23 protein-coding genes are annotated in these 22,248 nt (G+C 67.7%); 7 read left to right on the forward strand and 16 right to left on the reverse strand.

Going from position 1 to position 22,248, the window contains the following annotated elements:
- Window positions 1–35 precede the first annotated feature (35 nt).
- Genes E7811_RS10215 through E7811_RS10235 form a run of 5 tightly spaced genes read right to left on the reverse strand, consistent with a single transcriptional unit; the run spans window position 36 to window position 4,645 of the window.
- Window positions 36–773, reverse strand: coding sequence for an SDR family NAD(P)-dependent oxidoreductase (locus tag E7811_RS10215; protein ID WP_136394534.1), 738 nt, complete (start codon window positions 771–773; stop codon window positions 36–38).
- Window positions 770–1,330, reverse strand: coding sequence for a DUF3833 domain-containing protein (locus E7811_RS10220; RefSeq protein WP_136394736.1), 561 nt, complete (start codon window positions 1,328–1,330; stop codon window positions 770–772). Before E7811_RS10220 ends, E7811_RS10215 begins: the two co-directional genes overlap by 4 nt.
- A 2-nt stretch (window positions 1,331–1,332) precedes the next feature.
- On the reverse strand, window positions 1,333–2,595 hold the full coding sequence (locus E7811_RS10225; RefSeq protein ID WP_136394535.1) for an MFS transporter: 1,263 nt from the start codon (window positions 2,593–2,595) through the stop codon (window positions 1,333–1,335).
- Window positions 2,595–3,347 carry a DUF1365 domain-containing protein gene (locus tag E7811_RS10230; protein WP_136394536.1) on the reverse strand — a complete coding sequence of 251 codons (753 nt, stop codon included), beginning with the start codon at window positions 3,345–3,347 and terminating at the stop codon, window positions 2,595–2,597. The genes E7811_RS10225 and E7811_RS10230 overlap by 1 nt, the downstream gene beginning before the upstream one ends.
- Window positions 3,344–4,645: an NAD(P)/FAD-dependent oxidoreductase gene (locus E7811_RS10235; RefSeq protein WP_136394537.1), complete on the reverse strand. Its 1,302-nt coding sequence runs from the start codon at window positions 4,643–4,645 to the stop codon at window positions 3,344–3,346. The genes E7811_RS10230 and E7811_RS10235 overlap by 4 nt, the downstream gene beginning before the upstream one ends.
- Before the next feature lie 292 nt (window positions 4,646–4,937).
- Here E7811_RS10235 and E7811_RS10240 point away from each other — a divergent pair, with 292 nt between their 5' ends.
- Complete coding sequence (locus E7811_RS10240; protein ID WP_136394737.1) at window positions 4,938–5,444, forward strand: sigma-70 family RNA polymerase sigma factor; 507 nt, start codon at window positions 4,938–4,940, stop codon at window positions 5,442–5,444.
- 20 nt (window positions 5,445–5,464) lie between these two features.
- The gene (locus tag E7811_RS10245; protein ID WP_136394738.1) at window positions 5,465–6,106 is read left to right on the forward strand and encodes a ChrR family anti-sigma-E factor; all 642 of its coding nucleotides are present in this window, start codon (window positions 5,465–5,467) and stop codon (window positions 6,104–6,106) included.
- 19 nt (window positions 6,107–6,125) lie between these two features.
- Here the strand turns inward: E7811_RS10245 and E7811_RS10250 are convergent, their stop codons facing one another.
- The 9 genes from E7811_RS10250 to E7811_RS10290 form a co-directional block, all read right to left on the reverse strand.
- The gene (locus E7811_RS10250; RefSeq protein WP_136394538.1) at window positions 6,126–7,286 is read right to left on the reverse strand and encodes a DNA recombination protein RmuC; all 1,161 of its coding nucleotides are present in this window, start codon (window positions 7,284–7,286) and stop codon (window positions 6,126–6,128) included.
- Window positions 7,283–9,139, reverse strand: coding sequence for a DNA mismatch repair endonuclease MutL (gene mutL / locus E7811_RS10255; RefSeq protein ID WP_136394539.1), 1,857 nt, complete (start codon window positions 9,137–9,139; stop codon window positions 7,283–7,285). Before mutL ends, E7811_RS10250 begins: the two co-directional genes overlap by 4 nt.
- Before the next feature lie 64 nt (window positions 9,140–9,203).
- Window positions 9,204–10,511: a M16 family metallopeptidase gene (locus tag E7811_RS10260; RefSeq protein ID WP_136394540.1), complete on the reverse strand. Its 1,308-nt coding sequence runs from the start codon at window positions 10,509–10,511 to the stop codon at window positions 9,204–9,206.
- A 4-nt stretch (window positions 10,512–10,515) separates the two neighbouring features.
- Complete coding sequence (locus E7811_RS10265; RefSeq protein ID WP_136394541.1) at window positions 10,516–11,889, reverse strand: M16 family metallopeptidase; 1,374 nt, start codon at window positions 11,887–11,889, stop codon at window positions 10,516–10,518.
- Window positions 11,890–11,985: 96 nt separating this feature from the next.
- Window positions 11,986–12,516, reverse strand: coding sequence for a DUF3035 domain-containing protein (locus E7811_RS10270; protein ID WP_136394542.1), 531 nt, complete (start codon window positions 12,514–12,516; stop codon window positions 11,986–11,988).
- A 52-nt stretch (window positions 12,517–12,568) separates the two neighbouring features.
- Entirely contained in the window at window positions 12,569–13,075 is a 507-nt protein-coding gene (gene lspA / locus E7811_RS10275) for a signal peptidase II (protein WP_136394543.1), read from the reverse strand.
- A 10-nt stretch (window positions 13,076–13,085) separates the two neighbouring features.
- Complete coding sequence (gene purH, locus E7811_RS10280) at window positions 13,086–14,687, reverse strand: bifunctional phosphoribosylaminoimidazolecarboxamide formyltransferase/IMP cyclohydrolase (protein WP_136394544.1); 1,602 nt, start codon at window positions 14,685–14,687, stop codon at window positions 13,086–13,088.
- Window positions 14,688–14,706: 19 nt separating this feature from the next.
- Complete coding sequence (locus E7811_RS10285; protein ID WP_136394545.1) at window positions 14,707–16,455, reverse strand: heparinase II/III family protein; 1,749 nt, start codon at window positions 16,453–16,455, stop codon at window positions 14,707–14,709.
- A 116-nt stretch (window positions 16,456–16,571) separates the two neighbouring features.
- Window positions 16,572–17,843: an RsmB/NOP family class I SAM-dependent RNA methyltransferase gene (locus tag E7811_RS10290; protein WP_136394546.1), complete on the reverse strand. Its 1,272-nt coding sequence runs from the start codon at window positions 17,841–17,843 to the stop codon at window positions 16,572–16,574.
- Between the two features lie 154 nt (window positions 17,844–17,997).
- Between E7811_RS10290 and E7811_RS10295 the strand changes: the two genes are divergently transcribed.
- Window positions 17,998–18,177 (forward strand): DUF1674 domain-containing protein, encoded by a 180-nt coding sequence (locus E7811_RS10295; RefSeq protein ID WP_342773353.1) that lies wholly within the window; start codon window positions 17,998–18,000, stop codon window positions 18,175–18,177.
- 16 nt (window positions 18,178–18,193) lie between these two features.
- On the opposite strand, the gene E7811_RS10300 is transcribed toward E7811_RS10295, so the two are convergent.
- Both E7811_RS10300 and dapB read right to left on the reverse strand, forming a co-directional pair.
- Window positions 18,194–18,559, reverse strand: coding sequence for a dihydrodipicolinate reductase (locus E7811_RS10300; RefSeq protein ID WP_246020351.1), 366 nt, complete (start codon window positions 18,557–18,559; stop codon window positions 18,194–18,196).
- A gap of 83 nt (window positions 18,560–18,642) precedes the next feature.
- A complete protein-coding gene (gene dapB, locus E7811_RS10305) occupies window positions 18,643–19,452 on the reverse strand; it encodes a 4-hydroxy-tetrahydrodipicolinate reductase (RefSeq protein WP_136394547.1) in 810 nt (269 codons plus the stop codon).
- Window positions 19,453–19,550: 98 nt separating this feature from the next.
- Between dapB and rbfA the strand changes: the two genes are divergently transcribed.
- From rbfA to E7811_RS10325, 4 genes are all read left to right on the forward strand, one after another.
- Window positions 19,551–19,973, forward strand: a complete 423-nt coding sequence (gene rbfA, locus E7811_RS10310; RefSeq protein WP_136394548.1) for a 30S ribosome-binding factor RbfA — start codon at window positions 19,551–19,553, stop codon at window positions 19,971–19,973.
- A 103-nt stretch (window positions 19,974–20,076) separates the two neighbouring features.
- Window positions 20,077–20,736, forward strand: a complete 660-nt coding sequence (locus tag E7811_RS10315) for a phosphodiester glycosidase family protein (RefSeq protein ID WP_246020384.1) — start codon at window positions 20,077–20,079, stop codon at window positions 20,734–20,736.
- A gap of 54 nt (window positions 20,737–20,790) precedes the next feature.
- The gene (truB, locus tag E7811_RS10320) at window positions 20,791–21,696 is read left to right on the forward strand and encodes a tRNA pseudouridine(55) synthase TruB (protein WP_136394549.1); all 906 of its coding nucleotides are present in this window, start codon (window positions 20,791–20,793) and stop codon (window positions 21,694–21,696) included.
- A gap of 22 nt (window positions 21,697–21,718) precedes the next feature.
- On the forward strand, window positions 21,719–22,228 hold the full coding sequence (locus E7811_RS10325; protein ID WP_136394550.1) for a DUF1643 domain-containing protein: 510 nt from the start codon (window positions 21,719–21,721) through the stop codon (window positions 22,226–22,228).
- Window positions 22,229–22,248 lie beyond the last annotated feature (20 nt).

The raw sequence follows: 22,248 nt of genomic DNA on the forward strand, positions 1-22,248 counted from the left end.
TCCGGCGCGGCGCGGGGCCTGCCGCCCCGCCCGCGTCACTTTGCGCCGAAGAGGCGGAAGTAAAGCCGGTCGGGCATCAGGTTGCCCAGCCGGAACACCCAGGCGAAAGGGACCGGGAAGGACCGGGAAAAGCGGTTCCCCTCCATCAGGGTCATCACCTCGGCCGCGGCCTGATCCGGTTCCATCAGTTGCGGCATGGAAAAGTCGTTCTTGTCGGTCAGGCGTGTGCGGATGAACCCCGGATTGGCCAGTTGCACGCGAACCCCGGTGCGGTGCAGATCGGCCTGAAGGCTTTCGGCCAGAACCATCGTTCCCGCCTTTGAGGCGGCATAGCCGATCGCGCCGGGCAGGCCCCGGAACGCCGCCAGCGACCCCACGATCACCACATGGCCCGATCCACGCGCCGCCATTCCCGGCACCACCCGGCCCAGAACGCGGGCGCAACCTGTCAGGTTGATGTCGCACATCGCCTCGGCCTTGTCCGGGTCCCAGTCGGCCGCGGACATCGGCCAATAGACGCCGGCCAGCCAGACCACGCCATCCACCGGGCCGATCGCATCCGCCGCCGCCTGAACAGACGCCGCGCTGGCCACGTCGCAAGCCTGCACCTCATGCGTGCCGGGCAGCGACGCGGCCAGATCGGCCAGACGGTCGGCATTGCGGGCAGACAGGACCAGCCGCGCGCCGCGTTCGGCCATCGCCTGCGCCAGCGCCCGGCCAAGCCCTTCGCTTGCGCCCACAAGCCAGTAACGTTTGCCCGCGACGCGGCTCATGCCTCGATCCGGCGCATGGTGGCGACCAGTTCGGCCACCTTGATGCCGAACTTGCGGAACTGGCTGCGGTTCATCACCGTGCCGTTCTCGCAAAGATACATCCAGTCGGTCACATCCAGAACATGCCCGCCCGCGTCAGGCGTCAGGCGGATGCGATAGCACATCTGCACCGCCGACCCTTCCATCCGGCCGGTCCCCACGCCGACCACGTCATCGGCCTCGGCCCGGATCATGCCGTCATTTCCCAGGCTCAGCCGCCATTCGCGCAACTGTTCGGTGCCGCTGTCATAGCGGAAGCGTTCGCGGAGGATGCCGCGATTTCCGGTCCAGATGCCCTCCATCCGGGCAACGAAGCGCGAGGTGACGCGCCCCGTCGGCCCGTAGATCACCCCTTCACAGAGGATCGGGCCGGACAGGTGTTCGCGCAGGTCGAAGTGGGGGCCGCCCGTGGCATAGTCGGCGGGCCGCTGTGCCCGAAAGCCGGTCGCGCGGGCAATGGCCGCGAACAGCGCAAGGGTCAGGGCGACACCGGCCAGAAGGAACAGGATTTCGGACATCGTCATTCTCCGGGTAAGGGCATGGTCGCCAGCAGACCGATCGCCAGCAGCTTCAGGCCGCAGGGCAGGACGGCATAGGCCAGCGTCAGCGCCGACAGCGCCTGGGGCGTATTTTCGGTGCCAGGGGTGAAACCCTGCGCCTGAAGCGCGGGCAGAAGCAGGCCGGCCGCCAGTGCCAGCGAAAGTTTCGTCATGAAGGACCACAGGCCGAAGGCCACCGCCTCGCCCGCCGCACCCTCGGACCGCGCCAGATGGCGCGAGAAAAGCGCGGGCAAAAGCGTCATGTCCGCGCCGACCGCGGCGCCAGAGACAAGGCAGATCAACGCGAAGGCCCACAGATCGCCCGCGCCCAGTGTGGCGGCAAAGGCAAAGGACACCACCGCCAGCACCATCGCCACCAGAAGCACGCGCCGCAGCCCGAAGGCGGCAGCGAGGCGGCTCCAGACCGGCGCGGAAACGGCCGCCGCGAGGAAGAACAGCACCAGAAGCGGTCCCTCGCTGCCGGGGGCGGCAAGGCGGCTTTCGACGAAGAACAGAAACAGGGTCGAGGTCACGGCAACAGGCGCGGAATTTACCAGCGCCAGGATCAGAAGGCGGCGCGTGTCGCGATCGGCCAGCACCTGCCGCAGCGGGGTTGCAGGCATCGGCGCCGCAGCGCCCCGCCATTCGCGTCCCATCGCCCAGGCGACCACCAGTGCCAGCGCGCAAAAGCCCGCCGCGAAGGCCGCGAAGGGTCGGTCGGTCATGCCCGCCAGCGCCACGGGCGCCACCGCCGCCACCGTCACGCCCAGAAGCGCGCCGCTTTCGCGCCAGCCCGCAAGGCGTAGGTGGCCGGTGGGCCCAAGGCGCGCGCCCTTGGCGAGGCCCTCGGCATAGAAGGCGATGGTCAGGAAGGAAAACGCGCTGAACAAAAGCGCCAGCGACAGCGCGAACCACAACAGGGCCGGCCCCAGGGGCGGCAGGGCGAACAGCATGACCATCGCCCCCGCCATCACCGCCACCGCCATCGCCACCATCGCCCGGCGATGATCCCGCCCGCGTTCCGCAAGCCAGCCAAGCACCGGGTCCTGCACTACGTCCAGAAGCCTGAGCCCGAACAGCACGACACCCATCGTGGCCAGCGACACGCCGTAGCTGTCGACATAGAACTTGGGAGCATGGATGTAGATCGGCAGGCCCGCCGCCGCGATCAGCGCCGCAAACCCTGCCCAGGCGGGCAGTCGGTCACCCGCGACGGGCGACAGGGACTTGCGGCCAAGGGCCATCACCGCGACACCTCGTCGGCGGGGGCCTCGGGCCGGGGACGATAGCGCACGCCCTTCCACCACAGGCGCAGCGCCTGCCAGTGGATCAACGCCAGCACCCGGCGCGACCCGAACGGGCGCCGCAGGCAGGCGCGCAAGAGGCCAAGGTTCGTCAGCGGCCGGCGCGGGCCGATCAGGTTGGTGTAGATCCCGCCCTCGGCGTTGGAATGGTCGATCCAGATCCCGATCCGGTCGGGCCGGATGTCGAAACGGAAACGGTATTCCCCGCCGATCGGCTGGAACGGCGAGACGTGGAAGATCTTTTGCGCCACCAGCGTATCCTCGCGCCCGATCGGCGCCAGGTCGCCACGGTTGGCGATATAGGAATGGCGGTCGCCGAAGGTGTTCGTGACCTCGGCGATCACCGCACGCAGGCCGCCCTCACGGTCATGGGCCAGCCAGAAGCTGACCGGGTTGAACACATGGCCAAGGATGCGCGGCTGCGCCAGAAGCAGGATCTCGCCATCGGCCGGGATGCCCCATTCGGCCAGCACCTCGCGCGCCCAGTCCAGGCCCCGGCCCTGCCCCGGCGCGCCGCCGTGATCGCGATCATGGACCGAGGCAAGCGCCCCCCGGTTGCGGCCGAACAGGGCAGGCCCACGCGCCGTTTCCGGGTTCAGCAGGACGTAATCCACCCCGTAGCGAAAGCTGTTGGCCACGGCCCCCTTCCGCCCGTGAAAGGTTTCCCCGGCGATATGTTCGACCAGGCTCATTCCGCCGCCACCTGCACAAGCGGCCGCGCGCGGATGCCGTCGACCACATCGACCGCGCTGGCGAAGCCGTCCTCGTGAAAGCCGTTCTTCATCCAGGCGCCGCAGAACCAGGTGTTGCGCGCGCCGTTCCGCGCCCGGATCACCTGCCGCCCCTGTTCGGCGGCCAGATCATAGACGGGATGATGAAACGTCACGACATCGTGGATCAGGTCATCGCGGATCGGACGGTTGGAATTCAGCGTGACGAACAGCGGGTCGTCCTGCGGGATCGGTTGCAGGCTGTTCATCCAGTAGGTCAGGTCGATACGCTCCGGGCGCGGGCAATCGGCGGGCTCCACATAGACCCAGCTCGACCAGACCTTGCGGCGCTTCGGCATCAGCGAGACATCGGCATGCAGCACCGCTTCGTTCGGCTGATAGCGGATCTTCGACAGCGCGCCCTGTTCCTCGGCGTCGGCATCTTCCAGCATACGAAGCGCCTGATCGGAATGGGTGGCAAAGACGACCTCGTCGAACAGCTCCCACTCGCCGCCGACCGGGCGCACCATGACACCGGCACCAAGGCGGCGCACCGCAGCCACGGGGGCCGACAGGCGGATATCGACGCCCGCGCGATCCATCGCCGCGTGAAGCCTGCGCACATATTCGACCGAACCGCCCTTGACCGTGTACCATTGGTGCTGGCCCGAAAGGCTCATCAAGGCGTGGTTCTGGAAGAAATCGACCATAGCTTTGGCCGGGAAATCAAGGATGCCCTGCACCGGGGTGGACCAGATCGCACCCGAAAGCGGTGTGATGTAATAGTCGCGGAACCAGTCGCCTGTCCGCAGTTCGGCCAGCATATCGCCGATGGTCATCGACGGGTCGCGCGACACGGCAACGCCCTTGGCGTTGAAATGCAGGATGTCGCGCAGCATCCGCAGGTAACGCGGGTTCAGCATCATGCTGCGCGTGGCAAAGACCGAATCCAGCGTCTTCAGCGCGTATTCGAACCGCCCGCCACCGATCGAGGCGCCAAAGCTCATGTCGCTTTCCGTCACCGGCACATCCAGATCGTCGAACAGACGCACCAGATTGGGATAGTTCACCTTGTTGAACACGATGAAGCCGGTATCGACCGGCTGATCCTTCCGCTTCCCCGCGATCACGGTGCGCGCGTGGCCACCCAGCCGCCCTTCAGCCTCGAACAGGACAACCGCGTGATCGGATGACAAAAGATGCGCCGCGGCCATGCCAGAGATACCGCCGCCGATGACGGCAATGCGGCGGGGCGGAAGTTCGGGTCGTTCAAAGGGCATTCACTGTCACCTTGTTGCAGGGTTTTGACGACGATACGCGGTCTGAGCCTTTGCGGATCACAATCCGCCGCCAGTGCACCCGAAAGGACGCCGAAAAAACTGTCTGCGGGAAGGTGATCCGTTTGCGGAAGGCTTGCGTATCCCTTGCATGATGTTCGATGCACGGACCACGGAAAAACCGGGTGCAGAGGCGGCGGCGACCGCCTATGCTGCGCCTGCGCCATGGCGAGCGCAGCGGACGGATGGTGGCAAGGTGACGGCAGAAGACTCCGAGGGAAACTGGGTTCCGGCGATGCTGGCGATCCGGGACCGTCAGGACCGCGCGGCATTCGCCGATCTGTTTCGCCACTTTGCGCCAAGGGTCAAGGCGTTCCTGATCAAATCGGGAATGTCCCCGGCCCTAGCCGAGGAGTGCGCGCAGGACGTGATGGCCACGCTCTGGCAAAAGGCGCATCTCTTCGATCCCGAGCGGGCTTCGGTGGCGACCTGGGTCTTCACCATCGCCCGCAACAGACGCATCGACGCGCTGCGCCGCGCCAAACGGCCAGAGCCCGAAGATCTGCCCTGGGGTCCGGAACCGGAACCCGATCAGGCCGACGCCTTCGAGATGCAGCAGGAAACAGACAGGCTGGGCAAGGCATTGGCCCAGCTGCCCGAAAAGCAGCGCGCGCTGATCGAAAGGGCCTATTTCGGCGATCTTTCCCACACGGAGATCGCCGAGGAAACGGGCCTGCCGCTTGGCACGATCAAGTCGCGCATCCGGCTGGCGCTGGAAAAACTGCGCCACCATATGAGTTGATGACTGAAGGCAAGACGAAGATGACGATCCGCCACCATGTTTCCGATCAGCTGCTGATGGCCTATTCGGCCGGTCAGTTGCCCGAGGCCTTCGGGCTGGTCGTCGCGACACATCTGTCGATGTGCGACGAGTGCCGTGCCAGGGCCGGGGCGTTCGATGCCGTGGGCGGGTCGATGATCGAACGCTGCGGCACCATCGCGATGGACGATGGCAGCCTTGACGCGGTTCTGGCCCGTCTGTCGGGCGCACCCGAGCCGCGCCCGGAACCGCGCCGCCGCAAGGGCCTGTTCCCGACCCCGCTGGCCGATGTGATCGGCGGCGATCTCGACGCGGTGAAATGGCGGCCGATCGGCATGGGCGTTCGCCAGGCGATCCTGCCGATGGCAAAGGACGCCAGCGCACGGCTGCTGCATATTCCGGCCGGTCAGGCCGTGCCCGATCACGGGCACCGCGGGATGGAACTGACGCTGGTGCTGCAGGGCGCGTTCCGGGATGAATCAGACCGTTTCGGCCCCGGCGATCTGGAGATTGCCGACGAAGAGATGGAACATACCCCGGTGGCCGAGGCGGGCGCCGATTGCATCTGCCTTGCAGCGACCGATGCGCCGCTGCGCTTCAACAGCCTGATGCCGCGCCTGTTGCAGCCGATCTTCCGCATCTGACCGGACATTCAGGCGGCGGTCACTCTGCCGCCTGACCATCCACCAACGGCTTGACCGGATCAGGCGCCAGTTCCTCGAAATCGAAATTGTCCAGCCGCCGCGCGCGCCGCGACGCCTTGTCGGATGAAATGCGGATATCCTCGATATCCTTTGCGGCCTGCGCGAAATGGCGGTCGAGGTTGCCCACCCGTTCCGACAGGCGCGTGACGTCACCGTAAAGCAGCGCCAGTTCCTTGCGGATCGCCCCCGCCTGTTCGCGCATCCGCGCATCCTTCAGCACGGCGCGCATCGTGTTCAGCGTGGCCATGCAGGTGGTGGGCGACACGATCCAGACCCGCGCGGCAAAGCCCTCGCGCACGATATCGGCGAAATTGGCGTGGAGTTCGGCATAGACCGCTTCGGAGGGCAGGAACATCAGCGCGCCATCGGCGGTTTCCCCCTCGATGATGTATCGGTCGGATATGGCGCGGACATGCCCCCTGACGGCGGTGCGGAACTGCGCCGCCGCCTCTTGCGCGGCGCGCGGGGTTTCGGCACGGCGGATCGCCTCGTAGGCCTCAAGCGGGAATTTCGCATCGATCACGATCGGCCCCGGTGGATTGGGAAGATGCACAAGGCAATCCGCCCGCCGCCCGTTCGAAAGCGTCGCCTGCATCGCGTAGGCATCCGATGGCAGCGCCTTCTGCACGATGTCGTTCAACTGGATCTCGCCGAAGGCGCCGCGGGTCTGCTTGTTCGACAGGATATCCTGCAAGGACAGCACGTTGCCCGACAGCTTCTCGATATTGGCCTGCGCCTTGTCGATGGTTTCCAGCCGCTGGTGCAACTCGCCCAAAGACCGGGCGGTGCGCATCGCCGATCCCTGAAGGTTCTCGCCCATCTGGCGCGTCACCTCGGCCAGGCGAGCCTCCATCAGCTGGATCATCGAGGTCTGGCTGACGGCCTGCACCTCGGACACGTGATGCAGCCCGCCCGCCAGCCGTTCTTGCCCGTCCGACAGCATCTGCACGCGCTGGCCCAGCCAGCCAAGCTCGCGCAGCATCGGTTGCGCGGCGGCCCCGGCGCGCAGCGCGGCACGCAGGATCAGTGCCAGCAACAGTACCAGCATCAGAAGGACCCCGCCTGCGGCCAGGACCACCGGATCAGTCCACGCCAGTTCGATGTCTCCGATCCGGATCATCGCCGCCCGAACAGCCGTTCGATATCGGCCAGCTTGAGCTCCACATAGGTGGGCCTGCCGTGGTTGCACTGACCCGAAAGGGGCGTCGCCTCCATCTCGCGCAGAAGCGCGTTCATTTCCTCGGCCCGCATCTGGCGGCCGGACCGGACCGATCCGTGACAGGCCATGCGCGACAGGACCGCGTCGATCCGGCCCCGCAGCCTGTCGGACCGACCCAGATCGGCCAGATCGTCGAGGATGTCACGCAGAAGCCCCGCTGCGTCCACCTGCCCCAGGATCGCGGGCGTTTCGCGCACCGCCACGGCCCCCGCGCCGAAGGGTTCGATCACAAGGCCGAGGTCCGCCAGATCGTCGGCAAGTTCAAGCAGCCGCGCGGCATCCAGATCGGACAGTTGCACGATATCCGGGATCAGCAACGCCTGCGCCGGCACCCGGCCTTCGGCGCGCTGCGCCTTCAGCCGTTCATAGACCAGCCGTTCATGCGCGGCGTGCTGATCGACAATGACGATGCCGCCTTCGGTCTGGGCGATGATGTAATTCTCGTGTACCTGCGCGCGGGCAGCCCCCAGCGGGCGGCCTTCAGGCGCCGGTTCCGTCGGGGCGGGTTCCACCCGTGCCGACGGCGCCTCGGCAAAGCCCGGAGCGGTCCCGGCCTCGGGCGCCTGAAAGCGGAAGCTGCGGGCCAGCGCGGGCTGGCTGGCGCGGTCCATCTGATAGATGCGCGGCGGCGCGGCCACCGGCGCAAGGGGTTCGGCCCTGAAGGCGCCCAGGGTTTCTGCCCCGACCGTGGTCGAGGCGCGATGGCCCGCCCCCATCAGCGCCGCACGGATCGCCGTGACGATCAGCCCCCGCGCCAGGGCCGGTTCGCGAAACCGCACCTCTGATTTCGCGGGATGCACGTTCACGTCGACCCGTTCGGGATCGCAGGTCAGGTTCAGCACCGCCGCCGGATGCCGGTCGCGCGACAGCACATCCATATAGGCCGCGCGCAAGGCGCCAAACAGCATCCTGTCCAGCACCGGACGTCCGTTCACGAACAGGAACTGCGCAACCGCCGACCCGCGCGAATAGGTGGGCAGCGCGGCATATCCGGTCAGCCGCAACCCCTCGCGGTCAGCATCGACCGGCACTGCATTTTCCGCGAAATCCGCGCCCAGAACCTGCGCCAGACGCCCGTGCAGCGCGTCGAAGAAATCCCCGCTTTCAGGGTCCGCGCGGAACACCACGCGCCCTTCGCCGCCGCCTGACACATCGCGCAGCGTGAAGCCCACATTCGGCTCGGCCATGGCCAGACGCCGGACAACCTCGGCAATCGCCTGCGCCTCGGCCCGGTCTGTGCGCATGAACTTCAACCGGGCGGGCGTGGCGTAAAACAGATCGCGCAGTTCAACCACCGTGCCGCCCGTCAGCGCAGCCGGGCGCACCGGCCCCATGCGCCCGCCTTCGACCGACAGCGAAATACCCTCGCCCCCTGCAACGCGGCTGGTGATCGAAAGCCGCCCGACGGCGCCCAGAGACGGCAGCGCCTCGCCCCGGAAACCGAAGGACCGGATGTTCAGCAGATCGGACCCGTCGATCTTTGACGTCGCATGGCGCGCCAGCGCCAGCGGCAGGTCATCCCCCGTCATCCCGCAGCCGTCATCGGTCACGCGGATCAGCGTCTTGCCGCCGTCGGCATAATCCACGGTGATGCGCCGCGCGCCCGCGTCCAGCGCGTTCTCGACCAGTTCCTTCACGGCGCTGGCGGGCCGCTCCACAACCTCGCCGGCCGCGATCCGGTTGATCGCGGCTTCGTCCAGTTGCCGGATGACCGGGCGGCCGTTCGTGGATATCTTGGGGCTGGCAATCATCATGCCACCATCCCTAGCACGGCAGGAAAGATTCGACCACTGCCCTGAGGTGCCCCGCCGCGCCCGATCAGGGCGCGGCGCCGATGCCCTCGGGCTTGCCGACAACGACGAAATGCAGCGCGTCGGGCTGCAACAGACGCCCCGCCACACGGGCGATATCCTCGACCGTGACGGCGTTGATCTGGTCGTTGCGGGTTTCGACATAAGTGATCGGCAGCCCTTCCATCTGCATCCCGACAAGGATGTTGGCGATCGGCCTGTTGCCATCGAAGCGCAGCGGATAAGCCCCGGTCAGATAGGTCTGCGCCGCCGCCAGTTCCTCGGGCGAGACGCCGTTTTCCACGATCTTGCGCCACTCGGCCCGGATAAGGTCGATCACCTGACCGGCGGTTCGGTTGTCGGTGGAAAGCTGGCCCATCACCAGTTCGGCCTGATCCATCGCCGCAAGATAGCTGCCCACCCCATAGGTCAGGCCCCGCTTTTCGCGGATTTCCGTCATCAGGCGGCCGGTGAACCGCTGACCGCCAAGGATTTCGTTCAGGATGAACGCGGCAAAGAAATCGGGATCGTCCCGCTTGATCCCCTCGTGCCCGAACAGGATCAGCGACTGCGGCGATGGATAATCGACGACCGTGACGCCGCCCTTCAAGGCATAGTCCGCCCGGCCCGGCAGGGGCGCCCCGGTTTCGGGCAGATCGCCCAGCAGTCGGTCCATCAGCGCGCCCAGTTCCTCGGCCGTGATGTCGCCCACGGCGGCCACGTAGACGCGGTCACGGGCGATGGCGGCACGATGGGCGGCAAGGATATCGTCGCGCGTCAGGGCCGAGACGGTTTCGGCCGTGCCGTCGCCGGAACTGCCATAGGGGTGGGCGCCGAACGCCGCCCGGTCGAAGGCCCGGTTGGCAATGGCGCCGGGGTCGGTGTCATCGGACCGGATCATCGACAGGACCTGCCCGCGCACGCGGGTGATAGCCGCCTCGTCGAAGCGTGGCGAAACCAGCGCCTGCCGCAGAAGATCGACCGACTGATCACGATTTTCGGTCAGCATCCGGGCCGAGACGGAAAGCGAATCCTGCCCGACGTTGAACCGGAAATCGGCCGCCAGCGCATCGCGCGCCTCGGCAAAGCCCTGCGCGTCCAGATCGCCCGTGCCCTCTTCGATCAGCCCGGTCATCAGGTTGACGACCCCGCGTTTGCCCTCGGGGTCAAGCGATGTGCCGCCGCGAAAGCGGATTTCCAGCGCGACGAAGGGGATGGAATGTTCCTCGACCAGCCAGGCCTTGATACCGCCGGGGCTGACCACTTCCTTGATCGGCACGGCGGCCTGAACGGGCATCGCGAACAGAAACAGCGCGACCAGAAAACGCATCATCATCGGCTCAGCCCTCGGCCTTGGTCAGTAAGGTGGTGACGGCATTGCGACGGTCCAGAACCTCGCGCGCGGCCTCCATCACGGCTTCGGGGGTGACGGTTTGCAGGACATCGGGCCAGGATTTCACATCCTCGATCGAAAGGCCCACCGTCAGTGCCTCGCCATAGCGGCGGGCCAGACCATCCACATTGTCACGGGCATAGATTTCCGAGGCGCGCATCTGCGTCCTGATCCGTTCGAAGGCGGCCGGATCGGGGCCGGTTTGCAGGAAACTGGCGATGACCTTGTCCATCGCCGCCTCGGCCTCTTCCAGCGAGACGCCGGGCACGGGCACAACGACCAGGCTGAAGGTTCCCGAATCCAGCGCCAGCCCGTCATAATGGGCCGCCGAATAGACGGCCTTGGCGTCGTCGAACTGCAACGCGCGCGCCAGCACGCTGGTTGTGCCCGATCCGCCCAGCAATTCGGCCAGATAGGTCAGCGCCGCGGCCTTCGCCTGATCGCCCGGGTCCCGTTCCGGCGCAAGGTAAGTGCGTACCATGACGGGTTCGGACACCCGCGGATCGGCCATCGTCAGCCGCCGCTCCGACAGGTGCGGCGGTTCCGCCGGGCGAAGCCGTTCGGCCGTCAGGTCCGCCGATGGCTCAAGCGGGCCGTAATGTTCATCAGCCAGCGCCCTGACCTCGTCTGGCGTCACGTCGCCGGCCACGACCAGAACGGCGTTGTTCGGGGCATAGAAGCGCCGGTAGAAGGCTTCGGCATCGGCAAGGTTCAGCTGTTCTATCTCGTGCCGCCAGCCGATGATCGGAATTCCGTAAGGATGGTTCAGAAACAGCGCCGCCCGCGCCTGTTCCCGCAAAAGCGCGCCCGGATCGCTGTCCACGCGCTGCGCCCGCTCTTCCAGAATGACATTGCGTTCGGTGGCGACGACCTCGTCGTTCAGGATCAGGTCGCGCATCCTGTCGGCTTCAAGTTTCATCATCAGGCCAAGGCGATCGGCCGCGACACGCTGGAAATAGCCGGTGTAATCCCAGCTTGTGAAAGCGTTGTCATTGCCGCCCTGCGCCTCGACGATGGCCGAGAATTCGCCCGGCGCCAGTTCGTCGGTGCCCTTGAACATCAGGTGTTCGAAGAAATGCGCGATGCCGGACTTGCCCGGCGCCTCATCCGCGGCCCCGACGCGGTACCACACCATATGCGTGACCACGGGCGCCCGGTTGTCTTCGATCACCACCACCTGCATGCCGTTGTCGAGCGTGAAGCCCGAAACCGTTTCGGCCAGCGCGGGGACAGGCACAAGACTGGCGGAAAGACCGGCCAGAACCAGGCTGACGGCCCGTCCGTTGAGGGATTTCAGGCCGTTGAGGGATTTCAGGGGCATCGACAGACCTTTCATCGACAGACCTTTCATCAACCGCACCCCACATAGCTACGCAGCCTCGGGGGGCGTTCAAGACCGGCTGACAGGGATGTGAGCCTACTCGGTCAATTCCGGCGGTGGGGCCGAGGGGTTGCCCGCCCCGGCGCGGCGCCAGCGTTCCAGTTCGGCATATTGGTCAAGCGACATCGGCTCGTAGGCGCGGAAATAAACGTTCACGTCGAACAGGCGTTCCAGAAGCCGCCCGTCGTTCCGGCGCCGGAATTCCAGATCCTCGGCGGCCAGCGTCTGGCGGATGCCCGAAGTCACGCCATAGCGGCTTGCGTAGGAGATCAGGCCGCCATCGCCGGCCGTTCCGGTCCGCACCCGGCCACCCAGGGTGGCAATCGCCGCTTCGCGCGGCTTCTGGTCGGTCCGGTTTTCGCCGCCCGGCGTGGGCGGCGGCAGTTCGGCAAGGCTTTCAGGCATTTCCAGGGGCTTGGGCGGGATGATCGCAAACTCGTCAGGGCCTTCGCCCGACGCCTTGACATTCATCAGGCGGGGTTCGCCCGAAGAACAGGCCGCCACCGAAAGCACCAGCACGAACGCCAGTCCCGCCTTCGCCGCCGATCCCCGTCCTGCTGCCTTCATACCCCGTCTCCCACAGACCTCGCCTTCGTCTTAGCGCATTGATCGGCGCGCGTCACGGGGTCTTTCGCCCCGCCGAAGTCCTTGCCTTGTCATCCTTTCCCGCATCCCTTGCGAACAGGACAAGCCCGACGGCACCGACAAAGATCGCGATGTCGGCCACGTTGAAGGCATAGGGATTCTCGATCCCGCAGCAGGACATGTTCAGGAAATCGGCCACCGCGCCATAGGCGATGCGATCCACGACATTGCCGATCGCCCCGCCGACCAGGAAGCCCGCGCTGATCCGCGCAAGCGTCGGCTGTTCGCTGCGCATCATCCAGCGCAGGACCCACGCCGATACCGCCAGCGCCACCGCGATCAGCAGCCAGCGCACCTCTGATTGGTGGCTTGCGAAAAGGCCGAAATTGATCCCGCGATTCCAGGCCATTCGGAAGGTCAGGAACGGATGCCAGACCTCGATCACGCCGCGCTCGATCAGGTTCAGCCCGAACACCACGGCAAGTTTCGTGACCTGGTCGATCACGAACACCAGAACCGCCGTCACCCAGAACGCACGCATCGCCCCCCCCTCAGTGACGGAAATGCCGCTGGCCGGTGAACACCATCGCCAGCCCCGCCTCGTCGGCAGCGCGGATGACCTCGTCATCGCGCATGGATCCGCCCGGCTGGATGATGGCGGTGGCGCCCGCCTCGGCCGCAGTCAGAAGGCCGTCGGCAAAGGGAAAGAAGGCATCCGACGCAACGACCGATCCGCGCGTCAGGGGGGCCGAAAGCCCAAGCGCCTCGGCCATGTCCTGCGCCTTGCGCGCGGCGATGCGGGTGCTGTCCACGCGGCTCATCTGCCCCGCGCCCACGCCCACCGTCGCCTGATCCTTCACATAGACAATCGCGTTCGACTTCACATGCTTGGCCACGTTCCAGGCAAACAGCAGGTCGCGGATCTCGGCCTCGGACGGTGCGCGCTTTGTCACCACCTTCAGGTCGTCGCGGCCGATATGGCCGTTGTCGCGGTCCTGCACCAGAAACCCGCCCGCCACCTGACGGAAGGCAAGGCCTGCCGCGCGCGGATCGGGAAGCGCGCCGGTGGTCAGAAGGCGGAGGTTCTTCTTGGTGGCAAAGATCGCGCGGGCGTCCTCGTCGGCCTCGGGGGCGATCACGACTTCGGTGAAGATTTCGGTGATCTTCGCCGCCGTCGCCCCGTCAAGCGTCATGTTGAGCGCGATGATCCCGCCGAAGGCCGACGTGCGGTCGCAGTCGAAGGCGCGCTGATAGGCCTCGGCCAGCGAGGCGCCGCGCGCGACACCGCAGGGGTTGGCATGCTTGATGATCGCGCAGGCCGGGCCGTGCGCCGGATCGAATTCAGCCACCAGTTCGAAGGCCGCGTCGGTATCGTTGATGTTGTTGTAGGACAGTTCCTTGCCCTGATGCTGTTCGGCCGTCGCAACGCCGGGGCGGCGCGAGCCGTCGGTATAGAAGGCCGCCCCCTGATGGGGGTTCTCGCCATAGCGCAAGGACTGGGCCAGGGTTCCGGCGAAGGCGCGGCGGCGCGGGGTGGGTTCGCCCACCGCCCCTGCCATCCAGCCCGACACCGCCGCGTCATAGGCCGCGGTGCGGGAATAGGCGGTCAGCGCCAGCTTCTTGCGGAAGGCAAGCGTGGTCGCGCCATCATGCGCCTGAAGTTCGGCCATCAGGGCCGCGTAATCCTCGGGGTCGGTCACGACCGACACGAACTTGTGGTTCTTGGCCGCCGCGCGGATCATCGCCGGGCCGCCGATGTCGATGTTCTCGATGCAGGTCGCGTAATCCGCGCCCTTGGCCACCGTCGCTTCGAACGGGTAGAGGTTGACCACCAGAAGGTCGATCGGTTCGATCCCGTGGGCGGCCATCGCCAGCAGGTGTTCGTCGTCGTCGCGCAGCGCCAGAAGCGCGCCATGCACCATCGGGTGCAGCGTCTTGACCCGGCCATCCATCATTTCGGGAAAGCCTGTCACCTCGGACACGTCGCGCACCTTCAGCCCGGCGCCGCGCAGCGTCGCCGCCGTGCCCCCGGTCGAGATCAGCTCCACCCCCTGCGCGGCCAGCCCGCGGGCGAATTCGATCAGCCCGGTCTTGTCCGACACGCTGATCAGCGCGCGGCCGACCGGCACGAGGTTGGTTTCGGGGTGGAACATGGCGGCAGCCCTCCGTCAATCAGGCAGGGGACGGCAGATCGTCCCGGTCAAGGTCACGAATGGCCAGCGGAGTATCCTGTGCCTTCGCCAAGGTCCAGCCGATCCGGGTTTCATTTTCGCGCAAAATCCCGGCAAGAACGATCTGTTTTGTCGCACGCGGGCTCAAGCGGCCCTTTTCCAGATAGACCGACGGTTCCAGCGACAGGTCGAGCGCGCCATCGTGGCGGAAGACCCAGATCTCGCCCGAGCGCAGGCCGATCGACACAGCCGTGCCGCCAAGGTCCAGCGCGGCGTCGGCCTCTGGGTGCAGGTGAAACCGGACCGCAAAGCCGATCCCGCGGGATTTCGATCGTTCGATCGCCGCGGCAAGGCGGGCGATGGCCGGATCATCGGGCGCGATCAGGCTGTCCTGCCCGGCCAGCCGCCGCCCGTCGCCAGACAGCGACAGCCGCCGTGCGTGAAGAAGGCCGTGACTGCCCATCCAGCCGTTATGACGGGCCTCAAGTGTGGCGCCATCGGCATTCGCGGCAAGGTCAAGACCTTCGACATGGGCGCGCGCCTCAAGCACCTCGCGCCCGCCGCGCGCGAACCGGGACGAGGAAAAACCGTCCAGCGTCAGCGTGGAATGGCTGGCCGTGGCGCGGCCCGCGCGGTGCCAGTCCTGCCCGAAAGGCTGGCCCGATCCGCAGTTCACGATCAGGGGCCGTCGCCCCGAGGTCAGTTCGAATGCCAGGGTGGAGGCATGCGCCACCGCCCCCGCCGCCCCCGAGGGCGGGTCGGAGGCATCCACGATCACGCTGGTGCGCCCGTGCGAAAGCCGGGCAAAGCCCATTGCCAGACCGTCGGGCAGGCCGGGTTTCACCCCGGAATCGGCCAGCGCCTGATCCAGCCGGCCTTCAAGCCCGCGACCGCCGCCGTGAAACCGTGCCAGACCGCCATCGGCATGGCGCAAGAGCCGCAGCGTGGGGGCGATCCGTTCGATCGCGGCCAGATGCGCCTCGGGCACCGGGCGCCCGGCCTCGCCAAGGGCGCCGGCCGCCCAGATCAGCAGCGTGAAGACCTCAAGCAGTTCCTCTGGGTTCCGGGTGGGGATGCCGCCCGCGGCGTCGATCTCGCGCTCGCATTCCGCGGCCAGCGCCTCGGTCGCCGGGGCCACGCGATCTTCCATCCCGATCAGCGCGAATCCCGCATAGATCAGGCCGCACAGCGCCTCGAACCGGGGCAGGCCGGGGGCCGCCTTGCGCCAGTTGCGGTTCAGGTAATGCACCTGCGCCGAAAGCGAGTGGTAGAAGGCCAGCGCATCGTCGCGTTCGCGCCCGTTCAGCAGAAGCAGCGCATGGTTGATCCAGCGGATCAGCCGACGCCCGGTCAGGTCGGGCGACCATCCGGGCGCGCCGGGCCTGCGCCCCTGCCCGAAATCCGCGATCCAGGCCCAGGTCCAGTCCTGCGCCTTGGCGCGCGCGGCCCCGTCGCCGACGGCGGCCAGATCGTCAAGCCAGGCAAAGCCGTGCGCGGCCTCGGCAAATCCAGGATCGGGCACGGTGATGTCCCACAGCCGGACGCCGGGCGCCTCGACCAGATGGCCACCGAACAGGAAGTTGCCGGCGATCATCTGCCGGCCCCGGGCGAAAAGCCCGATGGTGCGGGGTTCGGGCTGCGAGACGAAGCCGTTCGCGGGCGGCGATTTCAGCGCACGACGGACCTCGCGGCGGTTCTGCACCGCCGCCCACCATGCCGAAAATCCGCTTTCCGGGTTTTCCCCGACCATTCCCCGCCTACCTGATGCGACTGCCCTCATCCGTCCGGGTTCGCCCCGGATCTTGGCCCGCACCATAGCGGCAAGCCCCCGCCCTGTCACCGCCAAAGCGGGCCGTCAGGGCGCCATCAGCGCACCATCATGCAGGCCATGAAGAAGCCGTCCATCCCGCCGGTTCGTTCCCAGTAGTCCGGCCTGAGCCGCAGCCCGCCCGCCCGCGTGATCCAGCGCGGATCGACCCCCGGCAGGTCGGGCCGCCGCACCGTCAGCCCCGGATGGCGCGACAGCGCCGCATCAAGCTGCGCCTCGCCCTCTTCCGGCAGAAGCGAACAGGTGCAATAGACCAGCCGCCCGCCGGGGGCGAGCCAGCCAAGGGCGCGGTCGATCAGCGCCGCCTGCAAGGCGGTCAGCGCGGCAAGGTCGCCACGGTCCTTGACGAAGGGCAGGTCAGGGTGGCGGCGGATCGTGCCGGTGGCCGAACAGGGCGCATCCAGAAGGATCGCGTCGAAGGGCGCATCAGGCACCCATTCCAGCGCATCGGCGACAACGACCTGCGCCTCAAGCCCCGTCCGCGCCAGGTTTTCCCGAAGCCGCGCCAGACGCGGCTCCGAAACATCGAGCGCTTTCACCCCGGCGCCTGCCGCGGCCAGTTGCAGCGTCTTGCCCCCCGGTGCGGCACACAGGTCCAGCACCCTTTCGCCCGGCTGCGGCGCCAGCAGCGGCACCGCCAGTGCCGCCGCGGCGTCCTGCACCCAGAACGCGCCTTCGTCATACCCCGGCAGCGCGGTGACCTGCGCGCCGGGGGGCAGGCGCAGGCTGCCCGTGGGCAACCGCTCGGCCCCCGCGGGGGCCGGGTCCACCGTCGCGCCCGGTCGCAATGTCAGGTCGATGACTGGCGCGCGGGATTGCACGCGTTCCATCCCGGCCACGGCCTGCGGGCCCCAGGCCGCGACCAGCGGCTTGCGCAGCCAGTCGGGCATCCGCTGCGGCGGCATCGCGTCCAGGTTGACCGACGCCTGCGCCAGCCGCCGCAAGACCGCGTTGACCATCCCGGCCATGCTTGCCGTGCGCTTGCCCTGTCGCGCCAGCGTCACCGCATCGTTGACCACGCCATGCGCAGCGGCACCTTCGGCCAGTTCCACCACTGCCAGCCGCAGGATGTTGCGCGCCGCCAGCGGCGGCGGGCGTTGCAAGAGGGGGGCAAGAACCCGGTCGGCCGCATCCAGATGGCGCAGCACGGTCAGCGCCAGACGCTGCGCCCGCGCCCGGTCCGCCGGGGCAAGCGCCGAGAGCGGGCCATCGGCGGCACCCGAAAGCGGGCCGATCATCCGCCCCTCGCCCAGCACCCCCGCCAGAAGCGCCAGCGCCGCCCGCCGTGCCGCCAATCCTTCGCCCGCCATTGCCCGCCTTGCCCCGTGATGCCCAGTGATGGTCCCGGCACTCGCCTTCCGGTGCGATCCGGCCTATATCACCCCTGCCAGCGACACAAGAAAGCCGAAAGCCGCGCCCATGTCCGAGGATACACCCGCTCCGCGCCCCGATCTGCGCCCCGATCTGCGCCCCGATCTGCGCCCCGACCTGTCGCCCGCCGCGCAGCGCGCGCTGGCCGAGGCCGAGGAACGCCGCCGGAAGGCCAGCGCCCTTGACCTGCCGCCCGAACTGGGCGGCCGCGACGGGCCGGAACCCGTGCGCTATGGCGACTGGGAAAAGAAGGGGCTGGCGATCGACTTCTGATCCCCGGCCGCCACCTTCAGCGGATCCGGAACACCGCCGACTGGCCCTGCCCCGCATCGGCGGTAAAGCGCAGCCGGTCCGGCCCGACGGCCTCGACCAGCTGGCAGTTGTAGGGGATAACCTTGCCGCTCCAGTCCATCTCGCGGCAGAACAGCCCGTCCTTCCAGCCCCAGTTGCCGGTGATGTCCCATCCAAGCGCCCGGCCCTCGATCTTGCCATCGCCCTTGACCTTCAGGGTCAGACGATAAAGGCCGATTTCCAGCGCGCGGCCATCGACCAGCTTGAGGAAGGTGGACTTGTCCCGCACGGCGGCGGGCGTGTCGGCCCTTGCGGGCAGGACGGCCAGGCCAAGAATGACGGCAAGGATTGAAAGGCGCAGCATGGCAAAATCCCCGGTGACGGTTCGGCATTGCCATGTCTACGCCGGAAAGGGCGGATTGGATCACTTGGACCGCAGGCGCGGGATCAAAGTCCCAGCACATCCATCATGTCGTATTCCCCCGGCGCCTTGCCCTGACCCCAAAGCGCGGCCTTCAACGCGCCGCGGGCAAAGATCGCCCGGTCGGTCGCGATGTGCCGGAGCACGATCCTTTCACCATCGGCGGCAAAGATCACGTCATGTTCGCCCACGATGTCGCCGCCCCGGATCGCGGAAAAGCCGATCGCGCCCCTGGCGCGCGCCCCGGTGATCCCGTCGCGGCCCGATTCGCGCACATCGTCCAGTACCACGCCGCGCCCGTCGGCCGCCGCCTGCCCCAGCATCAGCGCCGTGCCCGAGGGCGCGTCGACCTTCATGCGGTGATGCGCCTCGACCACCTCGATATCCCAATCGGCATCCAGCGCCGCGGCCACCTTTTGCGTCAGCCGGACCAGCAGGTTCACCCCCAGGCTCATGTTCCCGGCACGGATGATCACCGCATGGCGCGCAGCGGGGCCGAGTTTTTCAAGGTGATGCGCCTCCATCCCCGTGGTGCCGATCACATGCACCGCGCGGGCCTGCGCGGCCAGCGCGGCGAATTCCACCGTCGCGGCGGGCGCAGTGAAATCGATCACCGCCTGCGCCTTCGCGAAGGCCTCCAGCGGATCATCCGTCACCGTCACGCCAAGGGCCGCGCCGCCCATGCATTCGCCGATATCGCGACCGACCCAATGATGCCCGGCCCGTTCGACGCAGCCAACAAGCCGCGCTTTTTCGGATGCGGTCACGGTGCGCACCAGCATCTGCCCCATCCGGCCCGAAGCCCCGGTGACGACAATTCCCGGCAGAGCGGTCATGGCGGTTCCTCCTGTCTGTCGGCCCCCTTTAGCCGAGCCTGCGGCCCCTGGCAAAGCCCGCCGTTGCGGGCGGGGCGAAAAACCCCTATCTGCGGGACATGGCAAAGAACCGCTTTCATACGGGCGAAGGCCCCTCGCAGCGCCAGCTTCGCGTCGGCGAACTGATCCGGCGCACGCTGTCGGATGTGCTGAACCGGGCCGAGATCCACGATCCCGACCTCAACCGCATGTCGATCACGGTGGGGGAAGTGTCCTGTTCACCCGACCTGAAGGTGGCCACCGTCTATGTGATGCCGCTGATGGGGTCGGTGAAGGTCGAGGATGCGATCGCGGCGCTTGCCCGCAACAAGGCGGAACTGCGCCACCGCGTCGCCTCGGAACTGACGCTGAAATACGCGCCCGACCTGCGGTTCCGGGCCGACGAGACCTTCGACCGGCTGGACGAGACACGCAGGCTGTTTTCCGACGAACGGGTTCGGCGCGACATCGCCGGGGATGACGCAGCAGACGATGAAGGCTGAGATCGTCGGCCTGGCCTTCCTTGCCGCCCTGTCCGCCGCCGCCCTGTCCATCCCAGCCCTGTCCACCCCAGCCCGCGCCGACGAACCCGTTTGCCGGGACCTGATGCATGACGGGCGGGCCTTTACCGTCTGCACCGCAACGGCCCCCGCCGACATCCGCCTGTTCCAGACCGGCCCCGACGGTCAGCCCTTCGGCACCTTCGCCGCCGTCGATGCCGCGCTGGCCACCAGCGGCACACGGCTGGCCTTCGCCATGAACGGGGGGATGTATCATCCCGACCGCCGCCCGGTGGGCCTGCTGGTCGAAAACGGCACCGAACTTGCCCCGATCGTCACCCGCGAGGGGCCGGGAAACTTCGGCATGTTGCCCAACGGCGTCTTCTGCGTTGCGGGCGGCCGATTTTCCGTGATCGAAAGCCGCGCCTATGCCGCCGACCCGCCCGGCTGCCAGCACGCCAGCCAGTCCGGCCCGATGCTGGTGATCGGGGGCGCGCTGCATCCCCGCTTTCTGCCCGACAGCGACAGCCGCCATATCCGCAACGGCGTGGGCGTCTCGGCAGACGGCAACCGCGTGGCCTTTGCCATCTCGAACGAACGGGTGACGTTTCACGAATTCGCCCGACTGTTCCGCGACGGGCTGGGGATGCCCGATGCGCTTTATTTCGATGGCAGCATCTCGCGCCTTCATGCCCCCGGTCTCGGGCGCGAGGATGCGGGCTTTCCGATGGGGCCGATCGTCGGCCTCGTCGTTCCGGAAGGTTGACGGGCAGGCGGCCTTTGGCTAGCAGGCGGGACTTCGGATCAGGGGGGCCATCGGATGGCGCGCAAGAGGAAAGGCCGGGCGGTTTCCGGCTGGCTGGTGGTGGACAAGCCTGCGGGCGTGACCTCGACCGCGGTCGTGAACAAGGTCAAATGGGCGCTGGAGGCGCAGAAGGCGGGCCACGCCGGCACGCTTGACCCGGCCGCGACCGGCGTTCTGGCCGTGGCCCTGGGCGAGGCGACCAAGACCGTGCCCTATGTCACCGACTCGCTCAAATGCTATCGTTTCATGGTGCGGCTGGGGGCGGCGACCACCACCGACGACGCCGAGGGCGAGGTGATCGAAACCCGCGACACCCGACCCGCCGATGCGGAAATCGCCGCCGCCCTGCCCGCCTTCCGGGGCGAGATCATGCAGGTTCCGCCGCAGTTTTCCGCAGTGAAGGTCGAGGGCGAACGCGCCTATGACCTGGCCCGCGAGGGCGAGACGCTGGACCTTGCCGCGCGCCCGCTGTGGGTCGAGGGTCTTGAGATGATCGCCCGCCCCGATGCCGACCATGTCGAGCTGGAAATGATCTGCGGCAAGGGCGGCTATGTCCGCTCCATCGCGCGCGACCTTGGCCGCGTGCTTGGCTGTCTTGGCCATGTGGCCTGGCTGCGGCGCGTCTGGTCCGGCCCGTTCGACGCGGATCAGGGGATCGGGATGGACGAGATCGACCGCATGGCCCGCACGCCCGAACTGGATGCCCGTCTTTTGCCGCTGGAAACGGGGCTGGCCGATCTGCCACGGGTCGAGGCCACCGCCGAAGGGGCCGCGCGGCTGCGCAACGGCAACCCCGGAATGGTCATCGCCTCGGGCCTCGAATACGGCGAGGAATGCTGGGCCGCGCATCAGGGCCGGGCCGTTGCGGTCGGGCGCTACATGGGGGGCGAGCTGCACCCCTCGCGGGTCTTCGTGACCTGAGGCGGCAGGTGAGGCGACAGGCATGATCACGCGCGAACACCTGAAAGGCGATGCCCCCAGCGTAGCGGTCTATTCCGACTGCGAACGCTATCGCTATCTGCTGACACGGGTCTGGCACCCCGAGGGACGGCGCGCGCTGTTCATCATGCTGAACCCTTCGACCGCGACCGAGGTGCAGAACGACCCCACGGTCGAACGCTGCGAACGCCGGGCGCGCGCGTTGGGGTTCGGGGCCTTCCGCGTGACGAACATCTTCGCCTTCCGCGCCACGGACCCAAAGGTGATGCGCGCCGCCACCGATCCGGTCGGACCGGATAACGACGCGGCCATCCTGCAAAGCCTGCCCTGGGCCGATCAGGTGATCTGCGCCTGGGGCACCCATGGCGCGCATCTGGACCGCGGGCGGCAGGTGGAAGGATTGCTGCGCCAGGCCGGCGCGGCCCTGTGGCACCTCGGCCTGACCCAGGGCGGCGCGCCGAAGCATCCGCTGTACATCGGATACGACCGCCAGCCCGAACCCTGGCACGGCTGACCGCCCCGCTCTGAAGGCCC

Origin of the sequence: Aliigemmobacter aestuarii (assembly GCF_004799285.1) — a bacterium.
Taxonomy (GTDB): domain Bacteria; phylum Pseudomonadota; class Alphaproteobacteria; order Rhodobacterales; family Rhodobacteraceae; genus Aliigemmobacter; species Aliigemmobacter aestuarii.

Excerpts from the sequence above, each read along its gene's own strand:
- E7811_RS10215 (WP_136394534.1), bottom strand. The coding sequence starts at position 773 with ATGAGCCGCGTCGCGGGCAAACGTTACTGGCTTGTGGGCGCAAGCGAA.
- E7811_RS10220 (WP_136394736.1), bottom strand. The coding sequence starts at position 1,330 with ATGTCCGAAATCCTGTTCCTTCTGGCCGGTGTCGCCCTGACCCTTGCG.
- E7811_RS10225 (WP_136394535.1), bottom strand. The coding sequence starts at position 2,595 with ATGGCCCTTGGCCGCAAGTCCCTGTCGCCCGTCGCGGGTGACCGACTG.
- E7811_RS10230 (WP_136394536.1), bottom strand. The coding sequence starts at position 3,347 with ATGAGCCTGGTCGAACATATCGCCGGGGAAACCTTTCACGGGCGGAAG.
- E7811_RS10235 (WP_136394537.1), bottom strand. The coding sequence starts at position 4,645 with ATGCCCTTTGAACGACCCGAACTTCCGCCCCGCCGCATTGCCGTCATC.
- E7811_RS10240 (WP_136394737.1), top strand. The coding sequence starts at position 4,938 with ATGCTGGCGATCCGGGACCGTCAGGACCGCGCGGCATTCGCCGATCTG.
- E7811_RS10245 (WP_136394738.1), top strand. The coding sequence starts at position 5,465 with ATGACGATCCGCCACCATGTTTCCGATCAGCTGCTGATGGCCTATTCG.
- E7811_RS10250 (WP_136394538.1), bottom strand. The coding sequence starts at position 7,286 with ATGATCCGGATCGGAGACATCGAACTGGCGTGGACTGATCCGGTGGTC.
- mutL (WP_136394539.1), bottom strand. The coding sequence starts at position 9,139 with ATGATGATTGCCAGCCCCAAGATATCCACGAACGGCCGCCCGGTCATC.
- E7811_RS10260 (WP_136394540.1), bottom strand. The coding sequence starts at position 10,511 with ATGATGATGCGTTTTCTGGTCGCGCTGTTTCTGTTCGCGATGCCCGTT.
- E7811_RS10265 (WP_136394541.1), bottom strand. The coding sequence starts at position 11,889 with ATGCCCCTGAAATCCCTCAACGGCCTGAAATCCCTCAACGGACGGGCC.
- E7811_RS10270 (WP_136394542.1), bottom strand. The coding sequence starts at position 12,516 with ATGAAGGCAGCAGGACGGGGATCGGCGGCGAAGGCGGGACTGGCGTTC.
- lspA (WP_136394543.1), bottom strand. The coding sequence starts at position 13,075 with ATGCGTGCGTTCTGGGTGACGGCGGTTCTGGTGTTCGTGATCGACCAG.
- purH (WP_136394544.1), bottom strand. The coding sequence starts at position 14,687 with ATGTTCCACCCCGAAACCAACCTCGTGCCGGTCGGCCGCGCGCTGATC.
- E7811_RS10285 (WP_136394545.1), bottom strand. The coding sequence starts at position 16,455 with ATGGTCGGGGAAAACCCGGAAAGCGGATTTTCGGCATGGTGGGCGGCG.
- E7811_RS10290 (WP_136394546.1), bottom strand. The coding sequence starts at position 17,843 with ATGGCGGGCGAAGGATTGGCGGCACGGCGGGCGGCGCTGGCGCTTCTG.
- E7811_RS10300 (WP_246020351.1), bottom strand. The coding sequence starts at position 18,559 with ATGCTGCGCCTTTCAATCCTTGCCGTCATTCTTGGCCTGGCCGTCCTG.
- dapB (WP_136394547.1), bottom strand. The coding sequence starts at position 19,452 with ATGACCGCTCTGCCGGGAATTGTCGTCACCGGGGCTTCGGGCCGGATG.
- rbfA (WP_136394548.1), top strand. The coding sequence starts at position 19,551 with ATGGCAAAGAACCGCTTTCATACGGGCGAAGGCCCCTCGCAGCGCCAG.
- E7811_RS10315 (WP_246020384.1), top strand. The coding sequence starts at position 20,077 with ATGCATGACGGGCGGGCCTTTACCGTCTGCACCGCAACGGCCCCCGCC.
- truB (WP_136394549.1), top strand. The coding sequence starts at position 20,791 with ATGGCGCGCAAGAGGAAAGGCCGGGCGGTTTCCGGCTGGCTGGTGGTG.
- E7811_RS10325 (WP_136394550.1), top strand. The coding sequence starts at position 21,719 with ATGATCACGCGCGAACACCTGAAAGGCGATGCCCCCAGCGTAGCGGTC.